This window comes from Nocardia coubleae NBRC 108252, from assembly GCF_001612805.1.
In the GTDB taxonomy this organism is placed as follows: Bacteria; Actinomycetota; Actinomycetes; order Mycobacteriales; family Mycobacteriaceae; genus Nocardia; species Nocardia coubleae.
Map to the genome: position 1 here is coordinate 1213004 of NZ_BDBD01000011.1, position 26546 is coordinate 1239549.

The following is a 26546-nucleotide window of genomic DNA, read 5'->3' on the forward strand; positions in this document are numbered from 1 at the left end:
GACCACGGCTGAGTACGATCGCCGGTACCGATCACACCCGTGAGCCGGATCGACAGCACGTGTCGTCCGGTACGACCCGAGACGGCGGATGGTGCGAAGCACGCTCGACCCGGCGGCGACCAGCTACCTCGGCCGCGATGCCGAGGTAGCCGCGGTGCGCGCCCTGCTCGACGACGGCTGCCTGGTCTCCATCACCGGCCAGGGCGGACTCGGCAAGACCCGCCTGGCACGCAAGGTCGCCGGGCAGCTCGCCGCCGACTACGACGACGGCGTCTACTTCGTGGAACTGTCCGGGCTGCGCCACGATCACGAGGTCGGCACGGCGGTGGCAGCAGCACTCAGGTTGCGGATCAAGGCCGGCGAGTCGGCGACCGAACGGGTACTCGACCATCTGGTTCGCCGGGCACCGCTGCTGGTCCTGGACAACTGCGAACATCTGCTCGACGGCTGCGCCGACCTCGTCATCCAGGTCCTCGCGACCTGCCCCGGGGTGACCCTGCTCGTCACCAGCAGGCAGACACTCAGCGTGGCGGGCGAGCAGGTCTACCGGCTCCCGCCACTGGCCGTGCCACCACCGGAGCTCGACGATCCCGCCCGGATCGCCGAATACCCGGCGGTGGCCCTGCTCGTCGACCGGGCGAGGGCGGTGCGCGCCGATTTCCGGATCACCGAGTCGAACGCCGCCGCCATCGCCCACCTGTGCCGGTTGCTCGACGGGATCCCACTGGCCATCGAACTGGCGGCGGCCCGGCACCGCTCGCTGTCGCCCGCGCAGGTCATCGACCGCTGGTCGTGCGGGCTGACGCTGCCGACGGCCTGGACGCACGGGGTGCCCGACCGGCACCAGACGCTGCGCAACACGGTCGACTGGAGCTATCGGTTGTGCACCGACGACGAGAAGCAGGTGTGGGCGCGCCTGTCGATCTTCCAGGACTGGTTCGAGCTGGAAGCCGCCGAATATGTCTGCGCCGACACGCGTTCGGTCGCGCCGGTGGTGTCGATCGTCGATTCGCTGGTCGACAAGTCGATCCTGGAACGGCGCGGCGACGACATCACGCACTACCGCTTGTTGCGGCCGGTGCGCGAGTTCGGCGCCGAGAAGCTGACCGAGGAGGGTGCGACCGCGGTCGTCGCCCGCAGGCATCGGGACTGGTTCCGGGACGTGATTCTGCTGGCCGACCGGGAGTTCTTCAGCAAGAAGCAGTTCGAACACGTGCGTCGGTTGCAGGTCTGCCAACTCGATCTGCGATTGGCGCTCGAATGGTCGCTCGAGACGCCCGGCGAGGCCGAGACCGCCCTCGAGATGGCGGCCTGCGTCGACGAGTTCTGGCGGATGGCAGGCTCGGATCAGCTGGTGAAGGTCTGGTTGCAGCGTGCGCTGCACGCGGTGCCGCATTCGCCGCACGCGGGACGCGGCTGGGCGGTGCTCGCCCTGCATTCGATCTGGATGACCGATCGTGACAGCGCCTATCGCGAACTCGATCAAGCCGATCGGGAGGCGGCGCGCTCCGGCGACCCGGTCCTTATCGCCCTCGCGAAGGCCGCCCGGTCCGCCGCGGCCAAGATCGACCTGGACAACGAGAAGGCGGCCGCCCTCGCCTGGGAGGCCACCCACACCCTGCGCAGCCACGGACACCTGCGTGAGTCGATGGGAGCGTGGAACATCTACGCGCTGGCGACCGCCGCCGCCGACCCCACCGGTCGCCTCCGAGAGCTACGCGAGGCGGTGCGGCTCTGCGAGGAGCACGGCGATTACTACTATCGCGGGCTCTATCTGTTCGCCATCTCGCTGATCGAAGTGATGCTCGGCAATCCCGACGCGGCCGAGCGAGCCGGACACACCGCCCTGCGGATCTCGCGCCGATGGGGCAGCAGATTCGGCGACGCCTATCACGTGGAAGCACTGGCGTGGGTGGCCTCGGCCCGCAACCAGCACCTGCGCGCGGCCACCCTGTTCGGTGTCGCCGCGTCCGCGTGGGAGCAGCTGGGTTCCGATCCCGACGTCATCCTCGTGCGCCCGCACACGCTCTTTCGCGACGCGTCGATCCAGGCACTGGGTGACGACCGTTTCGAAACCGCGTTCCTGGCCGGGCAGGCCATGCCGATCGACGAGGCCTTCGAGTTCGCACTGACCCCGCACCGTGAACCGGCGACTCGGCATCCGGTCGACATCGCGCCGCTGACCCCGCGCGAGTACGAAGTGGCGACCCTGATCGCCACCGGGCTGACGAACAAGGAGATCGCCGCCCGCCTCGTCATCGCGCCCCGCACCGCCGACACGCACGTGGGCAACATCCTCACCAAGCTCGGCTCGTCGAACCGGGCCCAGATCGCCACCTGGGTCGCCACCCGCGGCGCGCACGCCGACTGAGGCTCCCTACTTCCGGAAGACCTCCGACAGCAGGGCCGACAGCGTCCGGCGTTGTTGCGCGTCGAGCCGCTCGAGACCCGCGCGCGTGCGGTGCATCTTCGCGCGGATCGCGTCGGCGACCTGCTCACCCTCCGGGGTGATGACGAGGTTGGTGACGCGCCGATCGGCGGCGCTGGTCTCCCGGCGCACGAGCCCACGCTTCTCGAGCCGGTTGATGATGCCGGTGATGTTGGAGGCATCGCAGTACATGGTCTCGGCCAGCCTTCGCATGGCGATGGGCCCATGGCGCAGCACGGTGAGCGTCTTGGCCTGGATCGCGGTGAGCTGCTCGCCGGCCGCGGCAGCGGTGAAGTCTCCGTAATACACGCCGAGCGACACCGACAACAGCTCTATGAGCTGGTCGGGATCGTCGCGGGGAGGCTCTGACATGGCTCAAGACTAGCGCCAGAAACTTGACGACCTCAAATATCTCCGCCTACGGTGGCGGCATTGCTTGAAGTTCTCAACCTTCGACAATCTCAAGTAAGTATGTTAGGAGCATTCATGACCGTCACCGTGTCCGACGCCGCCCGTGCGACGCAGGCCCTGTCACGACCCATCACCCTGAACGGCCTGACCGTCCCCAACCGGATCGCCATGGCCCCGATGACCCGCATGTTCTCCCCCGGCGGTATCCCCGGTGACGACGTGGCTTCCTACTACGCCCGCCGCGCCGCGGCAGGCGTCGGCCTGATCGTCACCGAGGGCACCTACGTCGGTCACGAGTCGGCGGGACAGAGCGATCGCGTTCCGCGCTTCCACGGCGAGGCGCAACTGGCCGGGTGGGCGAAGGTCGCCGCCGACGTGCACGCGGCGGGCGGCACCATCGTCCCGCAGCTGTGGCACATCGGCATGGTGCGCAACCACGGTGAAGCGCCCTACCCCGACGCCCCGGCCATGGGCCCCTCCGGCATTCGCGTCGACGGCACCGAGGGCGCGGGCCACGCCATGACCCAGCGCGACCTCGACGACGTGATCGCCGCCTTCGCCGACGCCGCCGCGGCCGCCGAACGCCTCGGATTCGACGGGGTGGAACTCCACGGCGCCCACGGCTATCTCCTCGATCAGTTCCTGTGGTCACGCACGAATCGCCGCACCGACGCCTATGGCGGGGACGCGGTGGCCCGGACCAGGTTCGTCGCCGAGGTGGTGCGGGCCGTGCGCGCCGCCGTCTCGCCGACCTTCCCGGTGATCCTGCGCTATTCGCAGTGGAAGCAGGACGCCTACGACGGGCGCCTGGCGCAGACACCCCAGGAGCTGGAGGCGATCCTCGCCCCGCTGGCCGAGGCAGGCGTCGATGTCTTCCATGCCTCGACCCGCCGCTACTGGCTCCCCGAATTCGACGGCTCCGACCTGAATCTGGCCGGCTGGACCAAGAAGCTCACCGGTAAGCCGGTGATCACCGTCGGCTCGGTCGGCCTCGACGGTGACTTCCTGAACGCCTTCCGCGGGCACGGCGCCGAACTGGGCAGCCTCGACAATCTGCTCGAACGGATGGAACGCGACGAGGTCGACATGGTCGCCGTGGGACGTGCGCTGCTGCAGGATCCCGAGTGGGCGCGCAAGGTCCTCGACGGACGCTTCGACGAGCTGAAGCCCTTCGACCCCGCCGCTCAGAAGACCCTCAGCTGAGCGGTCACAGCACCTGCGCCAGGTAGGGGGCGGTTCGGCTGTCCGGCGCGGCCGCGACGTGTTTCGGGGTGCCCTCGGCGACGATCCGGCCGCCGCGGGCGCCGCCGTCGGGGCCCATGTCGATCACGTGATCGGACTGCCCGACAGCGATCATGTCGTGTTCGGCGACCACCACGGTCGCGCCGGAGTCGACGAGCGAATCGAGTTGGGCGAGCAGCACTTCGGTGTCGGCGGGGTGCAGCCCGGTGGTCGGCTCGTCCAGCAGGTACAGCGTGCCCGCGCGGCGGGTGCGTTGCAGTTCGGTGGCCAGCTTCACCCGTTGGGCTTCGCCACCGGACAGTTCTGTGGCGGGCTGGCCGAGCCGCAAGTAGCCGAGCCCGACATCGAGGAGCGTGTGGAGTGCGCGGTGCACCGCGGGCACGTCGGCGAAGAACGGTTCGGCCTGTTCGACGGTCATGTCGAGTACCCCGGCGATCGTCGTGTCCCGGTAGGTGATCTCGAGGGTTTCGGGGTTGTAGCGGGCGCCGTGGCAGTCCGGGCACGGGGTGTAGGTACTGGGCAGGAAGAGCAGTTCCACGGTGATGTATCCCTCGCCCTGACAGGTGGGGCAGCGTCCTTCGGCTACGTTGAAGGAGAAGCGGCCGATCCCGTAACCGCGCGCCCGCGCCGCGGGGGTATCGGCGAAAAGGGCTCGGACAGTGTCGAACAGGCCGGTGTAGGTGGCCAGGTTCGAACGCGGAGTGCGCCCGATCGGCGCCTGATCCACCTCGACCACCCGGTTTACCACCGGGTCAGCTTCGGCGCCCGCCGAAATCGCCCGCAGCAGACTGGTTTTGCCCGCACCCGACACCCCGGTCACGGCGGTGAAGACCCCGAGCGGCAGGTCGACGTCGACTCCGCGCACGTTGTTGATCTCGATCCCACGCAACTGCAGCGTGCCGGTGCGCACGCGTGGCACCCGCGGTTCGCGCGACACCTCGTCGAACAGGTAGCGCCGGGTCACCGAATCGGGCACCGCACGCAGACCGGCCACCGCTCCGCTGTAGAGCACCCGTCCCCCGTTGACGCCGGCTCCCGGACCGACGTCGATCACCCAGTCGGCGTGGCGCACCACATCCATGTCGTGTTCGACGAGAAGGACACTGTTGCCGGACTTTTCGAGTCTGCGCAGGACGGTCGTGAGCGCGGCGGTGTCGGCGGGGTGCAGCCCGGCCGAGGGTTCGTCCAGCACGTAGACGACACCGAACAGCCCCGACCGCAACTGCCCCGCCAACCGCAGGCGCTGCAGTTCGCCACCGGAGAGTGTCGGGCTTTCCCGGTCGATGCCGAGGTAGCCGAGGCCGAGTTCGATCAGCACATCCAGCCGGGACGTGAGGTCCTGGGTGAGGACGGCCACCGCGCCGGTGCCGGTGGTGTAGGGCCGTAGCACCTCGGCCAGTTCGTGCAACGGCAGTTCACCGAGTTCGGCGATGTTGTAACCGGCGAAGGTCACCGCCAGCGATTCGGGCTTGAGCCGGTGTCCATGGCACAGCGGGCACACGGTGGTGTGCAGGAATTCCGCGGCCTTGGCGCGGGTCTTCTCGCTCTTGGATTCGGCGTGGGCTCTGAGCAGCAGCCTGCGGGCGCTGCTGAAGGTGCCCTGGTAGGGGCGATGGATGCGGTGGGCCTCGCGCTCGGGATGCACGGTGACGACGGGTTGTTCGTCGCTGAACAGGATCCACTCACGCTCGGCCGCATCGAGTTCGCGCCAGGGGCGGTCGATGTCGTAACCCAGCGCGGCGACCACATCGCGCAGATTCTTGCCCTGCCAGGCGCCGGGCCACGACGCGATCGCCCCCGCCCTGATGCTCAGCGACGGGTCGGGCACCATCGATTCCTCGGTGGCTTCGTGGACAACGCCCTGCCCGTGGCAGCGCGGACACGCGCCCTCGACGGTGTTGGGCGAGAAGGCATCCGAGTACAACCGGTTGGTTCCCGCCGGATAGTGTCCGGGCCCGGTCCGCGCGGGCCCCTCCGGGTAGTCGCCTTCGCGCGACATCAACAGCCGCAGCGTGTTCGACAGGGCACTCACCGTGCCGACGGTGGACCGGGACGACGGCGTGGACCGGCGCTGGGCCAGCGCCACCGTCGGCGGCATCCCCGAAACCTCGTCCACGTCGGGCGCTTCGACCTGATTCAGCAACCGCCGGGCATACGGCGCGACCGACTCCAGGTACCGGCGCTGCGATTCGGCATAGAGCGTCCCGAACGCCAGCGAGGACTTCCCCGAGCCCGACACACCGGTGAACGCGACCAAGGCATTACGCGGCAGGTCGACATCGACATCGCGCAGATTGTGGACCCGGGCACCACGCACCCGAATCGAAGAATCGATCTCGCGCGAATCCACGGCTATCGACCCTACTCCCCGCGATGCGTTGCTACCGCCGTTGCCGGGGCGCCCGCTATACAGTGACCGGCAGCTTCCGCCTACATCGACCGGCGAAAGAGGGCACATGACGAAGTCTCGGAATGTTCGCGTGCGCAGGATCTACGAAGACCCCGAACCGGCCGACGGCCGACGCGTCCTCGTCGACCGGCTGTGGCCGCGCGGCATCAGCAAGGAACGAGCCGACCTGGCCGCCTGGTGCAAGGACGTCGCACCGTCGACCGAACTGCGCAAGTGGTACCACCACACACCGGAGAAGTTCGACGAGTTCACGCGCAGATACCGAGCCGAACTCGAGCAGCCGCCACAGGCTGCCGCCCTCGCCGAACTGCGTGAGATGGCGAAAAGCGGTCCGCTGACCCTGCTGACCGCGTCCCGCCTCGTCGACATGAGCGAGGCGACGGTGCTCGCCGACATCCTCGACGGGAAGTAGACCCTGTAACCGGTGCCTCGGATGATAAGTCGCGGTTGTCGACCGATCGGAGAGGCGACTTTGACGCGAATCACCCGGCAGCCTTGACTGTCGGTGAGCAGTGCCTGCGATCCGACCAGAGAAGCGGAGAACACAGTGGGACGAGTGACCGTGCGACGACCTGTGCTGCGCATCAGGGACGGCGTCCGCAGCGAACGTCCCGACACCCTGGTGAGCGAGGAACCCCTCGAGATCCGGGTGGGCGGCCGTCCGCTGACCGTGACGATGCGGACGCCGGGAAACGATTTCGACCTCGCGGCAGGCTTTCTGGTGAGCGAGGGGGTCGTTCGATCGCCGGATCAGATCGCCGGAATCCGCTACTGCGCGGGCGCGACCGCCGAGGGCACCAATACCTACAACATCGTGGACGTGGTCCTGGCACCCGGTGTCGCCGCCCCCGACCCGTCGCTGGAACGCAACTTCTACACCACGTCCTCCTGCGGACTGTGCGGCAAGGCCAGCCTCGACGCGGTGCGCACCGCTGCGACCTGGTCGGTGGCAGACGATCCCGTGCGTTGCCCGCCCGAAGTCCTGTCGACCCTGCCGGACCGGCTTCGCGACGCACAGAAGGTGTTCGACACCACCGGCGGCTTGCACGCGGCCGGACTGTTCACCGCCGACGGATCGATGCTGTACCTGCGTGAGGACGTCGGCAGGCACAACGCGGTCGACAAGGTGATCGGCGCCGCCGTGCGGGCCGCACTGCTGCCGTTGCGCGAAACCGTTCTGATGGTGAGCGGACGGGCATCCTTCGAACTGGTACAGAAGGCACTCATGGCGGGCATTCCGGTATTGGCGGCGGTATCGGCGCCGTCGTCGCTGGCGGTGGATCTCGCTGCCGACAACGGGTTGACCCTGGTCGGATTCCTGCGCGGTGATTCGATGAACGTCTACGCCGGTGCGCAGCGACTGGCGACGGACGATCGCCAAGGGCTGCTCACTCGCTGACGATACCGGCGACGAGGTTGATCGTGGTCGCGAGAATGACGGTGCCGAAGGCGTAGGACAGCAGACAGTGGCGGAGCACGATGGAGCGGATCCCCGCCTTCGTGACGTTGGTGTCGGAGACCTGATAGGTCATGCCGTCGCGGCCGCTATATGGCCTTCGTCGGATCTGCCGAGCACGAGGATGAGGACGATGGCGACGAGCCCGCTGAGCGCGGCGACGACGACCGACGTCTCCTCGATCAACGGCTGGAAGTCCTCGCGCCGGGCATTGGCTCTGGTCCGCTCGGCATCCATCGGCCAGAGCACTACCCAACCGGACACGACGAAAATCGTTGCGGCAGTGGCGATGCCGGTGAGCACACCGAGTGCCGGTTCGCTGCCGATACCGATGACCGCTCCTGCCGCGGCACCGAGCACGACAGAACCGAGCAGGCGGGTGACCGCCGACAACAGCAACGGACTGCTCATGGCGGTGCAGCGTACCCAACGGCCCTCGACGATCGCGTGATCGTCGGTCAGCCCGGTGCCGGCTCGCCGAGCACGGCGTCCAGGTCGGCGGCCCCAGCGGTCGTGACCAGTGCCTTGGCCAGTACCGAGCCTGGCTCCCCCGCCGCCGTGACCAGCACGATCTCGGCGGAGACCACCGGGTCGTCGAGAGCGAGTACCCGAACTCCGGCGGGCGTGGGCAAGGTGCGCAGCCAGGGTTGTGGCACGACACACGCCCAGCGACCGGTGCTCACATGCGCGAGCAACGCGACCACGGAATCGGTCTCGATCTGCGGCGTAGCGCGCAGTCCGTGCCCGGCGAGCGCTTCGTCGAGCAGCTGTCGTCCCCGCATTTCCTTGTGCAGCAGGCACATCGGCATTTCCAGCGCCTCCGCCCAGGTGATCGTTGCGGTGCGTCCCGCCAGGAGTTCGGTGCCTGCGAGCAGCACGTGCCGTTCGGTGTAGAGCGGGGTGCGGACGAGCCCGTTGGTGTCGACCCCTTGCGCGTAGACGATGCCCGCGTCGAGTTCGTACCGGCGGATGCGCTCGACGATGTCGAGTGAGCGCAGTTTGGTTTCCAGCCGCACCCGAACCAGCGGATGTTCGACGCAGAACGGGTCGGTGAGCAGGGCGACGGTGCTCGATGCCGCCGGAATCACGCCGATCCGTAGCTCGCCGGTCAAACCGGTTTGCAGGGCGGCGACTTCGTGTTCGAGCGCGTCGCGGTCGGCCAGGATCCGCCGGGCCCACAGGACCAGCCGCTCCCCTTCCGGCGTGAGCCCCTCGAAGGCATGGCCCCGCCGGACCAGCGGCACGCCGAGCTCGTGCTCGAGCTTGCGCAGCGCTTCGGACAGCGCGGGTTGGGATACGTAGCAGGACTTGGCCGCACGGGCGAAGTGACGTTCCCTGGCGAGCGCCACGAAGTACTCGAGCTGACGGAAGAGCACGTCTGCCTAGTCGTCGTCTCGGACGGCGGCCGTCGCGTGGCGGGCGTGGGCGATCTCGCGCGCGTGCTCGGCGGGCGCCTTGTCCGGGTACGGTCCCATGACGACAGTATGCGGGGCCGGATCCCGGATCAGCAATGCGACAGCTAATCCCACCGCCACGCCGATCACCGTGTCGAGCCCGCGCTCGGTCAGCATGGTGAGCGGATCGGTCGGGTCGGCGAGCTCGGTCATCGCCATGATCAGCGGTGTGAAGAAGCCGAGCGCCAGCGCGTAGTGGCGCGCCATGAACAGCTCGGTCGGATACAGCAGCGCGATGATCGCGAGCCCGAGCACCGCCGGGCTCGGTCCCGGGATCAGCAGCGGTGTCGCCACGAGCAGACCGAGGAAGGTGCCGATCACCCGGTGCATCCCCCGGGTCAGCCGGTCGCGCGAGGTCGCCGCCGCCAACGGCACGGCCGCACCGGCCATGGCCCAGTTGGCGTGCCCGACACCGAGCAGCAGACCGATGCCACCGGACAGTGAGATCGCCAGGGCGTAGCGGCCCGCCTGGGTCGTCGAGTCGATGCCGTGGCGGTGCGGTGGACACCGGCTCGGCACGTCGGTGGCCGTACCGCGCCGCACCCTGCGAGTGGATTCCAGGTATCCGACGGCGACGCACAGGATCGCGGTGCCGGCGCAGACCAGCAGCGCGGTGACCGGATGACGCTGGGTGTCGGCCACCATCGCGATCGCACCGAAAGCGAAGATCCCGAAGAACGGGCCCTCCGGCCGCAACCCGAGCCGGTCGGTGACCGGTGACGCCACCGCGGCGAACACGGCGACGGCCGCGACAAGCACCGCGGGCGGAGCGTGCAGCCGACCGAGCAGAATGCCCGCCCCGACCGCGCCGACCAGCATCACGGCGGCCTCGCACTGGTGGGCGAGTCGTTGCCTCGGTGCTTCGGCGAACCCGTACATGCCGGTGAAGGAACCGAACACCGCGTAGATGAGCAGGTCGGTGCGTCCGGCGGCGACGAGCATCAGACCGGGGATCGCCAAGCCGACGAAGACGCGGGCGGCGGGCAGATGATCGATCTCGGTGACGAATCGCCGAAACACCGGGCGCGCCTGGTTCAGCATGGTGCGCAAGATTCCTCCGAGGGTCGGTCGCGGGCATGCCCGTAGGGCCGATGAACCACGGTGCATGAATCGTTCGCGAGGCGTCAACAGGCCGAAATCGGGCACATCGAACGAATTCGTGGCGTACGCGGCAGCGATAAGCCACACCTATCGAGCAGTCGGAAGTCGGTCTTGGCCATGGCCGCCCGCGACGGCGACGATAGTGACGGCCCGCCTACCTCGAATCGTGGCTCCCCGGGGAGAGAATTCCGGCGGACGGGAAGACCGGCTTCGAAATCGTCGAAGGGACTGTCATGACCGATGCGTTTGGAGAGTTCGACCCCGACGACGGCCCGAGCGGTGCTCGCGACCGCGCGGCGACCCCGGAATTCAAGCCGTACCATCATCCGGCCGCCGGGTGGGGCGCAGCGAAAGCGGTCACCGAATTCATGATCGGCCAGGAGAAAGAACCACTGCTGGGCACCCGCGCCATCATCAAGATGAATCACGAGAACGGTGGTTTCGACTGCCCGGGATGTGCGTGGCCCGATTCGATCAAGGGCATTCATCTCGACATCTGTGAGAACGGCATCAAACACGTCACCTGGGAGATGACGCACAAACGGGTGACGCGGGAATTCTTCGCCGAGCATTCGGTGGCGGAACTGTCCACCTGGAGCGACCACGACCTCGAGAACCAGGGCAGGCTCACCGAGCCGATGCGCTACGACCCGGTCACCGACCATTACGTCCCGATCAGCTGGGACGACGCGTTCGCGATGGCGGGCAAGGCATTACGCGAACTCGACGACCCGAATCTTGCGGCCTATTACACCTCGGGCCGGCTCGGCAACGAGGCGACGTTCCTCTATCAGCTGATGGCCCGGGAGCTCGGCACCAACAATCTGCCCGACTGCTCGAACATGTGCCACGAGGCGAGTGGACGTGCGCTGCAGGCCGCGCTCGGGACCGGTAAGGGCACCTGCGACCTCGAGGACTGGGAAACCACCGACGCGCTGTTCATCCTCGGCGTGAACGCCGCCTCCAACGCACCACGCATGCTGACCGCCCTCGCCGAGGCCGACCGGCGTGGCGCGCAGATCGTGCACATCAACCCGCTCGTCGAAGCCGGCGCCACCCGCACGATCATCCCGCACGAGATCCTGCGGATGGCGACGTTCCGCACGACCGATACCTCGACACTGAACTTGCAGCCGCGCATCGGCGGTGACTTCGCCCTGATGCGTGGCATCGCCAAGGCCGTGTTCGAGGAATCCGAATCCGATCCCAAGGCGCTCGATCACCAGTTCATCGGGCGGCACACCCACGGCTTCGAGGAATACCGCGCGGTCGTCGAGGCCACGCCGTGGTCGACGATCGAGGAACAGTCCGGGCTCACCGAGGACGATGTCCGCAAGGCCGCGCGCGTGTACTGCGAGGCCGATCGCAGCATCATCAGCTGGTGCCTCGGGGTGACCCAGCACGAGCACGGCGTCGACACCGTTCGCGAGATCGTGAACGTGCTGCTGTTGCGCGGCAATCTGGGGCGCGAGGGTGCCGGTCCGTCGCCGGTGCGCGGGCACAGCAATGTGCAGGGCAACCGCACCTGCGGCATCGCCAACAAGCCTGCGGCGCGGTTCCTCGATCGGCTCGACGAGGCGTGCGGCATCACCTCACCGCGTGCCGACGGCTACGACGTCGTCGCCACCATCGAGGCAATGCAGGCCGGAAAACTGAAAGTCTTCATGGCGATGGGCGGCAATTTCGCGCTCGCCGCACCCGACACCGCCTACACCTACCAGGCCCTGCGCAAATGCGACCTCACCATCCAGGTGAGCACCAAACTCAACCGCAGCCACCTCGTGCACGGCACCGAAGCCCTGATCCTGCCGTGCCTGGGCCGCACGGAGAAGGACATCCAGCGCGGCGGGGAACAGCAGACCTCGGTCGAGGACTCGATGGCGATGGTCCACCTGTCCAAGGGCATGAAGAAGCCGGCCTCCCGGCACCTGCTGTCCGAGCCGGCCATCATCGCCGGAATCGCGAAAGCCGCACTGCCACAGAGCAAAACACCGTGGGACTACTACGTCGCCGACTACGACCGCATTCGCGACACCATGTCGCAGGTGCTCGATGGATTCGAGGATTTCAACCGGCGCGTGCGTTTGCCACTCGGCTTCCGCATCAAGCAACCGGCCCGGGAACTGATCTTCCTCACGCCCTCGGGCAAAGCCGAGTTCTCCTGCGCCGATCTGCCCGACCTCACCCAGGAACCCGGCGTCCTGCGCCTGGCGACGCTGCGTTCACACGACCAGTGGAACACCACCATCTATTCCGACAACGACCGCTATCGCGGCATCAAGAATCTGCGCACCCTCGTTTTCATGAACGACGACGACATGCGCGAACGCGGCCTGTCGCAATTCGACGACGTCGATATCACCAGCATCGCCCGCGACGGCAGCACCCGGTCGGTCCACAACTACAAGGTCATTCCCTACGACATCCCCCGCGGTTGCGCAGCCGGATACATGCCCGAACTCAATGTGTTGTGCGCGATCGGCGACATCAGCACCCAGAGCGATCAGCCGATCATGAAAAACGTGAAGGTCACCATCACCCGCTCGGCCTGAAACCCCGTCATCGAGGAAATTCAGCGACCGATTCGGACGATGCCTGTGGTTACTCCCTGAAGTACCTCGCCGTTGCGCAGGATCAACGGCGAGGTTTGTAGTGGGTCGGCGAGCATGGTGGGTGGCAGTTCGTTTCGGCTCACCACCGCGCCGTCCTCGGGATCGATGACGGTGAAGGAGTAGCCGTCGATGGGTGTCGTGTTCGGTGTGCCGTCGCGGGTGATCGTGTAGACGAGCCCGTCCGCTGTCGAGATGTGCGGTACCGCGGCACTGCGCACCGTGTTCTCCCAGACCGTTCGGCAGCCGTCGCGGTCCACGTCGACGCGCGTCATGCCGCCGGCGAACGGCGCTGTTTCGGGTTGCGCCGGACCGGCGCCCTCCGGCACCGCCGGGTACGGATATCCGTAGGTGGAGGCCACGAAGACCGAGCCGCCGATACCGATCGGTGAATTCTCGCTGCCCGCACCGCCTTCGGTGAGCACCGGCCGAGAGCAGACGAGTTCGCCACTGCCGGAACGGAATACGAGCACCTTCACCTGATCGGCGGCGTTGTCGACGACGGTGAGATAGTCGGCGCCGGTATCCGGTCCGAAATACGTCGGCGTCGACCCGGTGCCCCACGACAGCTGCCCCGGTTTGCGGGCCGGGCCCCGGTCGTAGGCCGCGCGCCACAGCCGCACCGGCTCGCCCGAAGCATCGGTGCCGAATTCGTAGAGCGCGTGCGTGGTCGCGACCGCCACCCGGCCGCTCGGCGCGGAGGAGATGCTGTTGGCCACCTTCTCCTCGGCGGGCAGAGTCACCGTGGCGATCTCGCCCTCCGCGGTGACTGTCCCGACGATGCCGTTCTCGGTCGCGAACCACACCGTGCCCGACCAGTCGGGCACCAGGCCGGTGACACCGTCGTCCGCCGGAATGGCCGTGGTCAGGTCGACGGCTTCCACCACCCGCAATTCCCATCCCCTGGCGCCGCGTTCGTGGGCGATCCGCAGGAGCGCGCGATTGCCGTCGACCACGACCAGCCGGTCGGCGTGGTCGAGATAGGCGTACACCCCGCCGAGCAGGCCGCCTTTGGCCAAGGTCAACTGTGCGAGCGACCCGGACATCGCCGACCCGGTACCCGAAATCCCCCCGGCGGACGGGTCGATCAAATGCACTACCGGCGCACGATCGGCCACCGCCGTACACAGCGCCACAACGAGCCCGTCGGAGCCCTGCAGCAGGGTCGGGCAGGCCGCCCCGAGTGGGTACCCACCGATGCCTCGCGCGCCGGGCCCGGGTCCCGCGTGCGGCACCGCGTCCGACGATCCCGCGTCGCCGTGCATCGTCGCCGTACCGGTCGGCCCGAGGAACGGATTCGGCCCGGCGAGCGGCCCCCAGCCGGGCCCGGCCGTGCCGGTGCCCGAGGACAACACAGCCATCGCGCCGAGCACGAGCAGAACTGATCGGCTGGTATGACGAGCGAACATGGGGCAGATACTGCCGTATTCCGGCGAAGGGGACACACTGCCTGACACGCACCGATGAAGCACATCCCCAACATCGGTGGGCCGTAGGCTGACCGCCATGGGTGAGCCGCAGCGGGTCCTCGTTCCACTCACACAGGCAGCGATCTTTCTCGTCGCCACCATCGATGAGGGCGGTGAGGCGGCGGTCCGCGAGCTCCTGGCCGAGGTCGACGACCTACGCAAGTCGGTCGGTTTCCGCACTCCCGATCAGAACCTCAGCTGTGTCGTCGGTATCGGGCACCGCGCCTGGGGCCGGTTGTTCACCGGTCCCGAGCCCGCCGAGCTGCACGAGTTCCCCGGCTATGCCGGGCCGGTGCACTCCTGCCCCGCCACCCCCGGCGATCTGCTGTTCCACATCAGGAGCGAGATGACGGGCACCTGTTACGAATTGGCGATGGCGATCGCGACCAGGCTGCGCGACGCGGCGACCGTTGTCGACGAGACATCGGGGTTCCGGTACTTCGAACAGCGCGATCTGCTCGGGTTCGTCGACGGCACCGCGAATCCGGAGGGCGGCGCGGCCGAGGCGGCAGTTCTCGTCGGCGACGAGGATCCGGCCTTCGCCGGTGGCAGTTACGTGATGGTGCAGAAATACCTGCACCCACTCGACGAATGGAATGCTCTGACGATCGAGGAGCAGGAGCTCATCATCGGGCGTACCAAACTCAGCGATTACGAACTGCCCGACGACGTGAAGCCACCCAGCTCCCATGTCACCATGAACACGATCGTCGATGCCGACGGAGTGGAGCACGATATCGTGCGCGCGAATATGCCGTTCGGCACCGTCGGAGACGGCCGACTCGGCACGTATTACATCGCCTATTGCGCCACACCGTCCGTACCGGAGAAGATGCTCGAGCGCATGTTTCTCGGCACCGACGAAGCACCCTACGACCGTATTCTCGACTTCTCCACCGCTGTCACCGGCAGTCTGTTCTTCGCTCCGTCCGCCGATTTCCTCGGCGATCTACCTGATGCACCCTCATCCGTCGCCGACGAAGACGTCGATATCGATGTTCCCGAGTTCGCTCCGGTCATTGCCGCCGAGGCAGCCCCGGTGGTCTCGGACGGTTCGCTCTCCATCGGGTCCATGAAAGGGAGTAACTGAATGAACAACCTGCATCGCGAACTCGCGCCGATCACCGACGAGGCCTGGACACAGATCGAAGAAGAAGCTACCCGCACGTTCAAGCGCAATATCGCCGGGCGCCGGGTCGTCGACGTGTCCGGCGCCCGAGGTGTGGCCTATTCGGCGCTCAACCGGGGCAGGCTCACCCCGACCGACTCCCCCGACGACGGTGTGCAGGCACACCAGCGCGTCGTACAACCGCTCGTGGAACTCCGGGTGCCCTTCACGTTGAAGCGCTCCGAACTCGACGACATCGAACGCGGCGCGCCCGATGCCGACCTCGACAACCTCAAAGACGCCGCCCAGAAGATCGCCTTCGCCGAAGACCGCGCGATCTTCGAGGGCTACGCCGCCGCGGGCATCACCGGCATCCGCGCCGCCGCCTCCAACTCGCCCGTCGCCCTGCCCGGCAATGTGGTCGACATCCCCGACGCCATTTCCCACGCCCTCACCGAGTTGCGCCTGGCCGGTGTCCAGGGACCGTATTCGGTACTACTCAGTGCCGACCTCTACACCAAGGTCAGCGAAACCTCCGACCACGGCCACCCGATCCGCACCCACATCGAACGCCTCATCGATAGCGAGATCATCTGGGCACCCGCCATCACCGGCGGTTTCGCCCTCACCACCCGCGGCGGCGACTTCGAACTCGCCATCGGCCAAGACCTCTCCATCGGCTACCTCAGCCACGACGCCGACACCGTCCAGCTGTACTTCCAGGAAACCTTCACCTTCCTGGTCGAGACCTCCGAAGCCGCGGTATCACTCGGGTCCTGAACCTCAACTGCCGAGAACATCACGTTCGACGCTCGTCTCGACAACGGCGCACACGCGTCTGCTTCGGCGACAGTTCATAACGACGGCAGGAGACCGACGATGAGTACGCTGGCGATGAGCACCGTCGATATCTCGAGGTGGCAATTCGGTATCACCACGGTGTATCACTTCATCTTCGTACCGCTCACCATCGGCCTTGCTCCGATCGTCGCGGGAATGCAGACCGCGTGGGTCGTCACGGGCGACGAGAAATGGTATCGGCTCACCAAGTTCTTCGGCAGATTGTTCCTGATCAATTTCGCCATCGGCGTGGCCACCGGCATCGTGCAGGAGTTCCAGTTCGGGATGAACTGGAGCGAGTACTCCCGTTTCGTCGGCGATATCTTCGGCGCCCCTTTGGCTTTGGAGGCCTTGGTCGCCTTCTTCCTCGAATCGACCTTCATCGGACTATGGATCTTCGGCTGGTCCCGGCTGCCGAAACTCGTTCACCTGGCCACGATCTGGTTGGTGGCCATCGGGGTGAACGCGTCGGCGTATTTCATCATCGCGGCCAACTCGTTCATGCAGCATCCGGTCGGTGCCAGGTTCAATCCCGAGACCGGCCGGGCCGAACTGGACAGCATCTGGACGTTGCTCACCAACAACACGACGCTGGCGGCGTTCCCGCACGTGGTCGCCGGTGTGTTCCTCACCGCGTCGGTGTTCGTCGCCGGTATCTGCGGATGGTTCATGGTGCGCAACAGGCGCAGCGGTGACCCGGTGAAACAGTCCGAAGCCACCACGCTCTGGCGTCCCGCCGCCCGCGGTTCGCTGTATGTGGTGGCGGCATCGATCGTGGTGGTGGCACTCACGGGCGATATCCAGGGCAAGATCATGTTCGATCAGCAGCCGATGAAGATGGCCTCGGCGGAATCGCTGTGCCACACGGCGACCGACCCGAAGTTCTCGGTGCTCACCGTCGGCACACACAACAACTGCGACAGCGTGGAGCACCTGATCGAGGTTCCCTATGTGCTGTCTTTCCTGGCCAAGGATCAGTTCACCGGCGTGACCCTGCAGGGCGTCGAGGATCTGCAACGTTCCTATGTCGAGCAATACGGGCCGGGCAATTACCGGCCGAACCTGTTCGTCACCTACTGGTCGTTCCGCACCATGGTCGGCCTGCTCGCCGGCCCGATGGTGCTGCTGCTCGCCGGATTCTGGGTGACCCGAGGTGGTCGCGCCCCCGACCGGCGCTGGTTCGCCTGGCTGAGCCTGCTCGCCATCCCGACGCCGTTCCTGGCCAACAGCGCGGGCTGGGTGTTCACCGAGATGGGGCGCCAGCCCTGGGTGGTCGTTCCCGACCTCGCCGGCGACCTCACCATCCGCATGACCGTGGACCAGGGTGTCTCGGACCACGCACCGGGCACCGTGCTGTTCTCATTGATCGTGTTCACCCTGCTCTACGGTGTGCTCGCGGTGGTCTGGTACTACCTCATGCATCGGTACACCGTCGCAGGCCCGGCGCCGGATTCGACCACGTCGCAGCACGACGATTCGGGCCCCGACGACGGCAGTGGTGGCGGCAGACACCGCGCCGAACCCGTCGAACCGCTGTCTTTCGCCTACTAGAGCGCCGATGGTCCGACGCCGTTCGGGCGGTGTCGACGATTGCGGACTCGGGACCGATCGACGGTCGGGAACAGTAACGCCAGGCCCTCCGAATCCGACCGCAATGGTGTGTGGTGGGCTTTCGGCGACGGGACGGAGGGCAAGTGGCAGCCGGTCGGATGAGACGAACCGCCGTGGCAGCCGGGGCCGCGGGTGTCCTCGGGCTCCTCGGCTACGGCGGGCTCGCGGCTGCCCAGCCCACTCCTGCGCCGGACGGCCGAGTTGCCGTCGCGGGGCTCGACCCTACCGCCGTGCCCGACACCTCGAGACTCCCCGACAGCGGCGCGATCCGGTTCGTCGCCGAACCGGGAGACCACGGCAACGGCGGAGGCAACGGGAACTCGGACCCGGGAAGCGGCAACGGCAACGAAGGCAACGGCGGCGGCAACCAGGGTAACTCGGACCCCGGCAACGGAAACGGCAACCAGGGAAACGGCGGCGGGAACCAAGGCAACAACGGCAACCCGGACCCAGGTAACGGAAACGGCAACCAGGGAAACGGGGGCGGGAACCAGGGCAACAACGGCAACCCGAATCCCGGCAACGGAAACGGCAACCAAGGCAACGGCGGCGGGAACCAAGGCAACGGCGGCGGGAACCAAGGCAACAACCCGGGGAATCCGCCCGAACCGCAAGCCCCTGCCCCGCAGTCCGCGCCTGCGGCCCCTGTCCCAGACGCTCCCGCACCCGCCCAGCCGGAGGCTCCCCAGCCGGACGCGGGCGAATCCGGCGGCGCGCCGGGTGGTGGAGCACCCGGTGGCGGCGCGCCCGGCGGTGGCGGCGCACCACCGGCCGGAGCAGGCCCCGGCGGTGACTCACCCTCCGCACCGGCCCCCGGTGGAGCGGCCGATCCGCCCGCCGCTCCCGCACCCGGCGGCGGCCCGGCGGCCCCCGCCCACGACGTCACACCGACCAGCGACACCGGCCTCCTCCCCGACCCGAACCTCCTCTCGGTCATAGGCGGTCTGCTGGCGCTCGGCCTCGCCGGCGGCGGTTCGGCCGCGGTCAGTTTCCAGGGCGCCGCCCAGGCGCAGGCACGTGTCGACGCCGCCCGAGCCGAGTTCTTCGGCTCACGGGCGTGATGCCGGGTTCCCTCCGGAATCGGCGGGCCGTTTAGATGGTCGTTCGCGTGGAATGACCGCAAGTAGCTCGCGTGCCGGCCACACCGACGTCGGCATTCCGCTGCTCAGGAGGTCACATGCCGGGTCATCGGTTGGGAGGTGTCCGCGCGGCGGCGACGCTGGCGGACCTGGGGTTCGCCGGATTCGCCGCGGGCGTCATCGCCCGTCGCCGCAGGATGATGGGAATACTGGAACGCACGCAGGCGGACGGTCGTGCCGTCCGGCGGATGCATGCGCTGCGTGACGAATTCGGTTCGGGGCCGGTGGAATTGGTCTTGCCCGGCCGACGGGTGGTCGTGGTCACCGATCCCGCCGATGTGGGCCGGGTGCTGGCGCAAGCACCGTCGCCGTTCGATCCGGCGAATCGGGAGAAGCGCGCCGCATTGCGCCAATTCCAGCCGCACGGTGTCCTGATCTCGGAGGGTCCCATCCGCAAGGAGCGCCGGGCGGTGAACGAAGCCGCTCTCGAGACCGGCCGTCCGCTGCACCGGCTGGCGACCCCGTTCGCCGAGGTCATCGCCGACGAAGCGGCCAGGATGCTGGCGGCGGCCTCGTCGACCGGCACGCTGGACGCCGCACAGTTCACCACCGCCTGGTGGCGGCTGGTCCGTCGGCTGGTCCTCGGCTCCTCAGCGCGCGAGGACCACGACATCACCGATCGGCTGTGGCAGCTGCGTTCGGCCGCCAACTGGTCATTTCTCGTGCCACAACGCAGGCGCTCGGGCGAGAAGTTCTCCGAGAGCCTCTACCGCTATGCCGAATCAGCGGAGAAGGACAGCCTCCTGGGGGCGCTCACCGAGGTATCCGCTTCCGGCGCAACCGATCCCGTCGGCCAGGTGCCGCATTGGCTGTTCGCCTTCGACGCGGCGGGGATGGCACTGAGTCGCGCGGTGGCATTGCTGGCCACCCATCCCGATCAGCGCGCCGCGGCCGTCGCCGAGGCACAGCACGCCACGACTCCGGCGACGCTCCCCTACCTCCGGGCATGTGTCCTGGAATCGGTGCGGCTGTGGCCGACGACGCCGCTCATCCTGCGCGACGTCACCGAGGACACCGCCTGGCGCGACGACGAGCAGCGTTTCACCACCGAGGCCGGTGCGGCGCTCCTGATCGCCGCCGTCGCGTTCCACCGTGACCCGCGGTCGCTTCCGTTCGCCGACGATTTCGTTCCCGACATCTGGTTGGACGGCCGCGCGAAGGACTACCCGCAGTTGGTGCCGTTCAGCGCCGGACCAGCCGCCTGCCCCGGGCAGGACCTGGTGCTGTTCGTCACCAGTACCCTGCTCGGGGAAATGCTGCGCGCGGCGCGGTTCGAGCTGACCTCGACCCCATCTCTCGATCCGTCGACCCCCTTGCCGTTCACCCTGAACAACTTCGGCCTCGAATTCCGCGTGGAATCCCGGCACGACGCGCCGATCCTGAACAAGTCCATGTCCTGACCCGATCGGCGGCAGCGAACAGGAGGTTTCGTGCGCTTACGGCGAAGCACTCCCTACGGCCCCGGGATCCGGCGAGTCACCCGGGGTCGTGGTTTCTCCTACCTGACCACCGACGGCGAACGCGTCTCGGACGAAGACCTCCTCGAGCGGATCAACGGCCTGGTGATTCCGCCCGCGTGGCGCAAGGTGTGGATCTGCCCGCACGCCAACGGTCATATCCAGGCGATCGGTGTCGATGCCGCCGGCCGCCGCCAATACCTGTATCACGAGCAGTGGCGCCGGGAGCGCGACGAGGAGAAGTTCGACCGCGTCCTCGATCTGGCTGCTCGCCTGCCTCCGCTGCGCGACCGGCTGACCGCCGATGTGCGCCGCTCCGGCCTGCACCGGCACCGGGTGGAGGCCGTGGCCATCGGGTTGATCGACCTCGGGGTGTTCCGGGTCGGCGGCGAGGAGTACGCCGAGGAGAACGGCACCCGAGGCGTCGCCACGCTGCTGCGCGAACAGGTGCGCGTCGAGGGCGAGCAGATGCTGTTCGACTATGTCGCCAAGGGCGGTCTGCGGCGTCGCGTCCGGATACACGACGCCGATCTGGCCCGCGCTGTCACTTCGCTGCGGCGCAGCCGCGCGGATTCGCCCCGGCTACTGGTCTACCGCGACAAGAACGGCTACCGAGAACTGCATGCCGACGACATCAACGCCCGCTTCAAAACACTCACCGAAACGGACTGCACCGTCAAGGACCTCCGGACCTGGCAGGCCACCGTGCTGGCCGCCGAGGGATTCGCGCAGGCCGAACCCCCGACCTCCGAGCGTGCGCGCAAGCGGGCCGAACGCGCCGTGATCACCGAAGTCGCTGCCGCACTGGGCAATACCCCCGCCGTCGCCCGCGCCTCCTATGTCGACCCGAGGATCGCCGAAGCGTACGCCGAGGGCGTCACGATTTCCCGAGCGCTGGACAGAGCCGCCCGCGCCGCCGAGAGCGAGCGCCGAGCAATCATCGAACGGGCAGTACTCCGACTGCTCCGGCGCGCCACCCACCGCGGGCATTGATCCCCGGCTCCGTCGGCCGGCGTTCCCGCGATTCGTCACGAGGCAGCCGGGTATTGCGCCCCGGGGGATACGACGACGAGCGGAAAGGAACATCATGAGCACCACCGAAACCGGTCGCTACACCGGAACCAAAGACAAAGACTACGACCTCATCTGGTTCGTCGAGGCCTGCCTGAGCAACGCACTGCGGATGGAGCAGTACAGCGCCGACGCCGAAAGCTCCGGCGACAGCGAACTCGCGGAATTCTTCCGGCGCGCCCTACACGAGAGCCGCAAGGGCGCCGAAGAGGGCAAGGAGCTGCTCACCCGCCGCCTGGTCGGCGAACGAGGCAACACCACACCGGGGCAGTGAACAGCTAGGCCCCGGCCGGGGATATAGTTGCGTGATGCAACACCAGTCGGGTGGATGGTCGCCCGAGCTCGTCGCGGTGCACGACGCGCTCACGCAGATCGTCCGCGAAGCCATCGCGGCGCGGCCCGCGTCGGAGGGGATACCGTCGTTCGCGCAGCGATCGGCGCTGTCCTACATCGAACGGAATCCGGGCTGTCGTGCCACCGAGCTGGCCGAAGCTTTCGGCGTGCACCGCTCGACGGTGTCACGACAGCTGCGGACCTGCGTCGACGCGGGCTGGGTGGCGGCGGGCGAGGGAAATTCCCGTGCGGGCTACCCGCTGACGCTCACCGCGTCGGGCCGCCGCGCGCATCGAGCCGCGATCGAACACGACCTCATGCTGCTCGAGGAGCGGATGAGCGACTGGACTGCCGACGACATCACCGACTTCGCGCACGCCTTGCGGCGATTCCAGCGACCCGACCAGCCCCTTGGAGGCGAGCATGCGTGAGTTCACCACGCCGGCCACGTTCACCATCGCCGAGGACGAGACCATCGTCGGCTCGGTCTACACCCAGGCCGAACAGTTCCCGCGGCGGGTGCTGTTCTCCCGTCCCGTCGGGGACCGCTGGGTCGACGTCACCGCGGCCGAGTTCGCGCGGCTGGTGTCCGCGGCGGCGAAAGGCTTGATCGCCAACGGTATTCAGGCGGGCGATCGGGTGGTACTCGCGTCGGCGACGCGCTTCGAGTGGACGCTGTTCGATTTCGCGATCTGGGCCGCCGGCGCGGTCACCGTTCCCGTCTACGACTCGTCCTCCGCCGAGCAGGTGCGGTGGATCCTCGAGGATTCCGGTGCGGCGCTTGCCATCGTGGAGACCGCACGGCACAAGGATCTGCTCGCGAACGCACCGGCAACGCTGCGCCGGTCCCTGGTCATCGACGACGGCGCCGAGGCGCTGCTGATCGCCGAGGGCACCGACCGCTCCGACGACTCCCTGCGGGAACGGCTCGAGGGCCTGCGCGCCGACGGCCTCGCCTCCCTGGTGTACACCTCCGGCACCACCGGTCGTCCCAAAGGCTGCATGCTCACCCATCGCAACTTCCTGTCGGAGGTGCGCGGCATCCTGACCGCGAGCATCGGTGAGGTCGCCCGCCCGGGACAGCGGATGCTCACTTTCCTGCCGCTCGCGCACGTGCTGGCCAGGGCGGTGTCGCTGGCCGCGTTCGAGGCCGGGATGACGCAGGCGCACTGGGCGGACTTCAAGACCATCACCGGTCAGTTCACCCGCTTCCGCCCGCACACGATCCTCGGCGTGCCACGCGTGTTCGAGAAGGTGCGCGACGGCGCCGAGAAGAAGGCACGCGACGGCGGCGGGATCAAGGCGGCCGTCTTCCGGTTCGCCGAGCAGACCGCGGTCCGGTGGAGTGAAAACCTCGACCACACCGGCGGATTCGCGCGCACGCCCTCGCTGTTGCTGCGTGCCGAGTACGCCCTGTGCGACCGGCTGGTGTACACCCCGCTGCGGGCCGCGCTGGGTGGTGATTGCGAGTTCGTCATCTCCGGCGGCGGCGCGTTGACGCCTCGGCTCGGGCACTTCTTCCGAGGTGTCGGTGTTCCGGTGTACGAGGGCTACGGCCTGACCGAATCCACCGCCGCGCACTGTGTGAACGTGCCGGGTGCGGTGAAGATCGGCACGGTGGGACAACCGTTGGGCGGCAACGCTGTTCGCATCGCCGAGGACGGCGAGATCGAGGTGTCCGGTGGCGTCGTGTTCGCCGGGTACTGGCGCAGCGAGGAAGCTACCGCCGCCGCGCTGACCGACGGGTGGTTGCGCACCGGCGACCTCGGCGCCATCGACGACGACGGGTTCCTGTCGATCACCGGGCGTAAGAAGGACCTCCTCGTCACGGCGGGCGGCAAGAACGTCTCGCCCGGCCCGATGGAGGATCGCATCCGTTCGCACGCGCTGATCTCGCAAGCGGTGGTGGTCGGCGACGGTCGCTCGTTCATCACCGCGCTCATCACCATCGACCCGGAGACGTTCACCGGATGGAAGGAAGCGGCCGATCGACCGGCCGAGGCGGCCGTCGCCGATCTCCGTACGGATCCGGCGCTGCTCGCCGAGGTGCAGCAGGCGATCGACGATGCCAACAGCACCGTCTCTCATGCCGAATCCATCAAGAAGTTCGTCGTCCTCGACCGCGACCTGACCGAGGAGTCGGGCGAACTCACCGCCACGCTCAAGGTGAAGCGGCACGTGGTCGCCGAGCGGTTCGCCGATGAGATCGACGGCATGTACCGGGTCTGAGAGCCGATCCGCAGGGCACCGGCGCCGCGTGGGCGACGACGAGATCCCCGACGTCGCCGACAGCGATCAGGCGCCCAGCAAGCGGACTTCGCTGTCCAGCAGGGCCGCCTGTTCGGTCAGCGCGGTCGGGTCCGGGTTCGCGCCGAGCCGCCGCTGAACCTCCGCCCGGCTGACGACGACCATCCCGCTCTGCTCGTCCTCTGATCCCGGGACGACCCGCACCCGTCCACCTTCGAGAACCAGGCAGGCCTGCGCGTCGTCGGCGCCCAGCAGTTCTCGCAACATGTCGACGGTGACCAAGTCCTCGGCCGCGCTCGCAGGTGACGGTGTGGTGCCATTTTGCTCGTCAGTTGCCATGGTGTGCGCTTGCCCAGACGGCAACCACCGAAACACCGGCGTTCCATCGACCCGCGCACGGGACGGGAGCGACTCGAAAAGGTCCTGACCGAGGAGCACAATCGGAGGTGGAGAGAGCGTCGAGGTCTGCGGTCCCCGCCGCTCGCTCCACCAGGCAGGAGTGTAGCAATCCTGTTGCCCGACAACCACTTTCGTGTCTCAACTCACCCGTTGGACGGGACCGGATCCCTGCGCTTCCGGACGAGAACCCGTTTCAGCGCCGCGTCGGCTGCGCCGACACGCCTCGCAGCGCGGCGGATCGGCGCGGCGGACCTCTACCCTCTGATCGGTGGCGACCACCCCGCGCGTTGCTCCAGCACATCAGCATGTCCTCGCACCCGTTCCCCCGCATATGACGGCTGCCCAATTCCGGGCGCACGGCCGGGCCGTGGTGGACTGGGTGGCCGACTACTGGGAGCGGGTGGAGTCGTTGCCGGTGCGGTCGAGCGTCGTTCCCGGTGAGGTCCGCGCACAACTGCCTGCCGAGCCGCCCGAGACCGGCGAACCGTTCGAGGCACTGCTCGCCGACATGGATCGGATCGTCGTGCCCGGCTCGACACACTGGCAGCATCCCGGCTTCCTCGCCTACTACCCGAGCGGGGCGTCGGGCCCCTCGGCGCTGGCCGAACTGCTGATCTCCGGATTGGGCGTACAGGGCATGCTCTGGCAGACCGCACCGGCGTGCACCGAGCTGGAACAGCTCGTTCTCGACTGGCTGGCCGGTTTGATCGGGCTACCCGAGCGTTTCACCTTCGCGGGCGGCGGTGGCGGTGTGGTGCAGGACGGCGCGAGCACCGCGATGCTGATCGCCCTGCTGGCCGCCCTGCAGCGGGCGTCGGGCGGACAGGTCGCGCGTGCGGGCGTCGAGCGTGGCCGCTACGTCGTCTACACCTCGGCCGAAGCGAACTGCGGCTTCGAAAAAGCCACGCGGATAACGGGTCTCGGTACCAGCGCCATCCGCTTCGTCGACACCCGCGCGGACCTGTCGATGGACCCGATGGCACTGCGTACGGCGATGGCACACGACGCCGCGGCCGGCCGGATACCCGTGCTGGTGATGGCGACGGTCGGCACCACCTCCACGGGCGCCATCGACCCGGTTCCCCTCATCGGCCCGGTCTGTCGCGAATTCGGCGCCTGGTTGCACGTGGACGCGGCGTACGCGGGCGTGGCCGCGATGTGCCCGGAGCTGCGCTGGGTCAACGACGGCGTGGCGGACTTCGCCGATTCCTACGCGACCAATCCGCACAAATGGTTGCTCACCGCCTTGGAATTCGACGCCTGCTACCTAGCCGACCGCTCGGCGCTGACGGACGTGCTGTCGGTACTGCCGGAATACCTGCGCAACAGCGCGACGGAGTCCGGTGCGGTGGTGGACTATCGGGATTGGCAACTGCCGGTGGGCCGCCGGTTCCGGGCACTGAAGTTGTGGGCGGTGATCCGCTGGTACGGCGCGTCCGGTTTGCGCGAGCACATTCGCTACAGCGTGTCGGCGGCGCAGCAGTTCGCGGCGTGGGTCGAGGCCGACGACCGGTTCGACGTGCTCGCGCCGCATCCGCTGTCGGTGATCTGTTTCCGCCTGCGCGCCGCCGACGACGTCAACCGGGCCCTGCTGGACGCTGTCAACGGGACGGGCCGGGTCCTGTTGTCGCACACCATGATTCGCGGGCAGTTCGCTCTTCGCGTGGCGATCGGTGGCTGCGCGACCCGCCTCGAACACGTGGCAACAGCATGGGAGCTGTTGAGCGAGTGGGCCGATATCGTCGCCGGGCCGAACTGATG

Annotated in this window: 23 protein-coding genes; 15 read left to right on the forward strand and 8 right to left on the reverse strand. The window is 67.9% G+C overall.

Annotated elements, in window-relative coordinates; all coding sequences use genetic code 11:
- Positions 1-88: 88 nt before the first annotated feature.
- Positions 89-2371 (forward strand): ATP-binding protein, encoded by a 2283-nt coding sequence (locus tag NCO8_RS14605; RefSeq protein ID WP_067639750.1) that lies wholly within the window; start codon positions 89-91, stop codon positions 2369-2371.
- A gap of 6 nt (positions 2372-2377) precedes the next feature.
- On the opposite strand, the gene NCO8_RS14610 is transcribed toward NCO8_RS14605, so the two are convergent.
- Complete coding sequence (locus NCO8_RS14610; RefSeq protein WP_067639752.1) at positions 2378-2800, reverse strand: MarR family winged helix-turn-helix transcriptional regulator; 423 nt, start codon at positions 2798-2800, stop codon at positions 2378-2380.
- 114 nt (positions 2801-2914) lie between these two features.
- On the opposite strand from NCO8_RS14610, the gene NCO8_RS14615 reads away from it, so the two are divergent.
- Positions 2915-4042 carry an NADH:flavin oxidoreductase gene (locus NCO8_RS14615; RefSeq protein ID WP_067639754.1) on the forward strand — a complete coding sequence of 376 codons (1128 nt, stop codon included), beginning with the start codon at positions 2915-2917 and terminating at the stop codon, positions 4040-4042.
- Between the two features lie 4 nt (positions 4043-4046).
- On the opposite strand, the gene NCO8_RS14620 is transcribed toward NCO8_RS14615, so the two are convergent.
- Positions 4047-6431, reverse strand: a complete 2385-nt coding sequence (locus NCO8_RS14620; protein WP_067639756.1) for an ATP-binding cassette domain-containing protein — start codon at positions 6429-6431, stop codon at positions 4047-4049.
- Between the two features lie 106 nt (positions 6432-6537).
- On the opposite strand from NCO8_RS14620, the gene NCO8_RS14625 reads away from it, so the two are divergent.
- Together NCO8_RS14625 and fdhD are read left to right on the forward strand one after the other, a co-directional pair.
- Positions 6538-6903, forward strand: coding sequence for a DUF488 domain-containing protein (locus NCO8_RS14625; RefSeq protein ID WP_067639758.1), 366 nt, complete (start codon positions 6538-6540; stop codon positions 6901-6903).
- Positions 6904-7038: 135 nt separating this feature from the next.
- Complete coding sequence (fdhD, locus tag NCO8_RS14630; RefSeq protein ID WP_067639760.1) at positions 7039-7890, forward strand: formate dehydrogenase accessory sulfurtransferase FdhD; 852 nt, start codon at positions 7039-7041, stop codon at positions 7888-7890.
- Here the strand turns inward: fdhD and NCO8_RS32895 are convergent.
- Genes NCO8_RS32895 through NCO8_RS14645 form a run of 4 tightly spaced genes read right to left on the reverse strand, consistent with a single transcriptional unit; the run spans position 7880 to position 10442 of the window.
- On the reverse strand, positions 7880-8023 hold the full coding sequence (locus NCO8_RS32895; RefSeq protein ID WP_312032646.1) for a DUF1345 domain-containing protein: 144 nt from the start codon (positions 8021-8023) through the stop codon (positions 7880-7882). The genes fdhD and NCO8_RS32895 overlap by 11 nt on opposite strands.
- Complete coding sequence (locus NCO8_RS14635) at positions 8020-8358, reverse strand: DUF1345 domain-containing protein (RefSeq protein ID WP_067639762.1); 339 nt, start codon at positions 8356-8358, stop codon at positions 8020-8022. Before NCO8_RS14635 ends, NCO8_RS32895 begins: the two co-directional genes overlap by 4 nt.
- A gap of 47 nt (positions 8359-8405) precedes the next feature.
- Complete coding sequence (locus NCO8_RS14640; protein WP_067639764.1) at positions 8406-9323, reverse strand: LysR family transcriptional regulator; 918 nt, start codon at positions 9321-9323, stop codon at positions 8406-8408.
- 6 nt (positions 9324-9329) lie between these two features.
- The gene (locus NCO8_RS14645) at positions 9330-10442 is read right to left on the reverse strand and encodes an FUSC family protein (RefSeq protein WP_067640207.1); all 1113 of its coding nucleotides are present in this window, start codon (positions 10440-10442) and stop codon (positions 9330-9332) included.
- 293 nt (positions 10443-10735) lie between these two features.
- On the opposite strand from NCO8_RS14645, the gene NCO8_RS14650 reads away from it, so the two are divergent.
- Entirely contained in the window at positions 10736-13054 is a 2319-nt protein-coding gene (locus NCO8_RS14650) for an FdhF/YdeP family oxidoreductase (protein ID WP_067639766.1), read from the forward strand.
- Positions 13055-13074: 20 nt separating this feature from the next.
- On the opposite strand, the gene NCO8_RS14655 is transcribed toward NCO8_RS14650, so the two are convergent.
- Positions 13075-14520: a hypothetical protein gene (locus tag NCO8_RS14655; protein WP_067639768.1), complete on the reverse strand. Its 1446-nt coding sequence runs from the start codon at positions 14518-14520 to the stop codon at positions 13075-13077.
- Positions 14521-14617: 97 nt separating this feature from the next.
- Here NCO8_RS14655 and NCO8_RS14660 point away from each other — a divergent pair, with 97 nt between their 5' ends.
- From NCO8_RS14660 to NCO8_RS14700, 9 genes are all read left to right on the forward strand, one after another.
- Positions 14618-15670: a Dyp-type peroxidase gene (locus tag NCO8_RS14660; RefSeq protein WP_067639770.1), complete on the forward strand. Its 1053-nt coding sequence runs from the start codon at positions 14618-14620 to the stop codon at positions 15668-15670.
- Positions 15671-16468, forward strand: a complete 798-nt coding sequence (locus tag NCO8_RS14665) for a family 1 encapsulin nanocompartment shell protein (protein WP_067639773.1) — start codon at positions 15671-15673, stop codon at positions 16466-16468.
- Between the two features lie 114 nt (positions 16469-16582).
- Positions 16583-18079, forward strand: a complete 1497-nt coding sequence (locus NCO8_RS14670) for a cytochrome ubiquinol oxidase subunit I (protein ID WP_067639775.1) — start codon at positions 16583-16585, stop codon at positions 18077-18079.
- A gap of 173 nt (positions 18080-18252) precedes the next feature.
- Complete coding sequence (locus tag NCO8_RS32760; protein WP_167353287.1) at positions 18253-19200, forward strand: hypothetical protein; 948 nt, start codon at positions 18253-18255, stop codon at positions 19198-19200.
- A 116-nt stretch (positions 19201-19316) separates the two neighbouring features.
- On the forward strand, positions 19317-20678 hold the full coding sequence (locus NCO8_RS14680) for a cytochrome P450 (RefSeq protein WP_067639777.1): 1362 nt from the start codon (positions 19317-19319) through the stop codon (positions 20676-20678).
- 30 nt (positions 20679-20708) lie between these two features.
- Positions 20709-21728: a DNA topoisomerase IB gene (locus NCO8_RS14685; protein ID WP_067639778.1), complete on the forward strand. Its 1020-nt coding sequence runs from the start codon at positions 20709-20711 to the stop codon at positions 21726-21728.
- Between the two features lie 94 nt (positions 21729-21822).
- Positions 21823-22080 (forward strand): hypothetical protein, encoded by a 258-nt coding sequence (locus NCO8_RS14690; RefSeq protein ID WP_067639784.1) that lies wholly within the window; start codon positions 21823-21825, stop codon positions 22078-22080.
- Between the two features lie 34 nt (positions 22081-22114).
- Entirely contained in the window at positions 22115-22570 is a 456-nt protein-coding gene (locus NCO8_RS14695) for a MarR family winged helix-turn-helix transcriptional regulator (RefSeq protein WP_067494074.1), read from the forward strand.
- Positions 22563-24368 carry an AMP-dependent synthetase/ligase gene (locus NCO8_RS14700; RefSeq protein WP_067639785.1) on the forward strand — a complete coding sequence of 602 codons (1806 nt, stop codon included), beginning with the start codon at positions 22563-22565 and terminating at the stop codon, positions 24366-24368. The genes NCO8_RS14695 and NCO8_RS14700 overlap by 8 nt, the downstream gene beginning before the upstream one ends.
- Before the next feature lie 66 nt (positions 24369-24434).
- Here the strand turns inward: NCO8_RS14700 and NCO8_RS14705 are convergent, their stop codons facing one another.
- Positions 24435-24725: a hypothetical protein gene (locus NCO8_RS14705; protein WP_067639786.1), complete on the reverse strand. Its 291-nt coding sequence runs from the start codon at positions 24723-24725 to the stop codon at positions 24435-24437.
- Positions 24726-25053: 328 nt separating this feature from the next.
- Between NCO8_RS14705 and NCO8_RS14710 the strand changes: the two genes are divergently transcribed.
- Positions 25054-26544, forward strand: a complete 1491-nt coding sequence (locus NCO8_RS14710) for an aminotransferase class V-fold PLP-dependent enzyme (RefSeq protein ID WP_210739980.1) — start codon at positions 25054-25056, stop codon at positions 26542-26544.
- Positions 26545-26546: the final 2 nt, after the last annotated feature.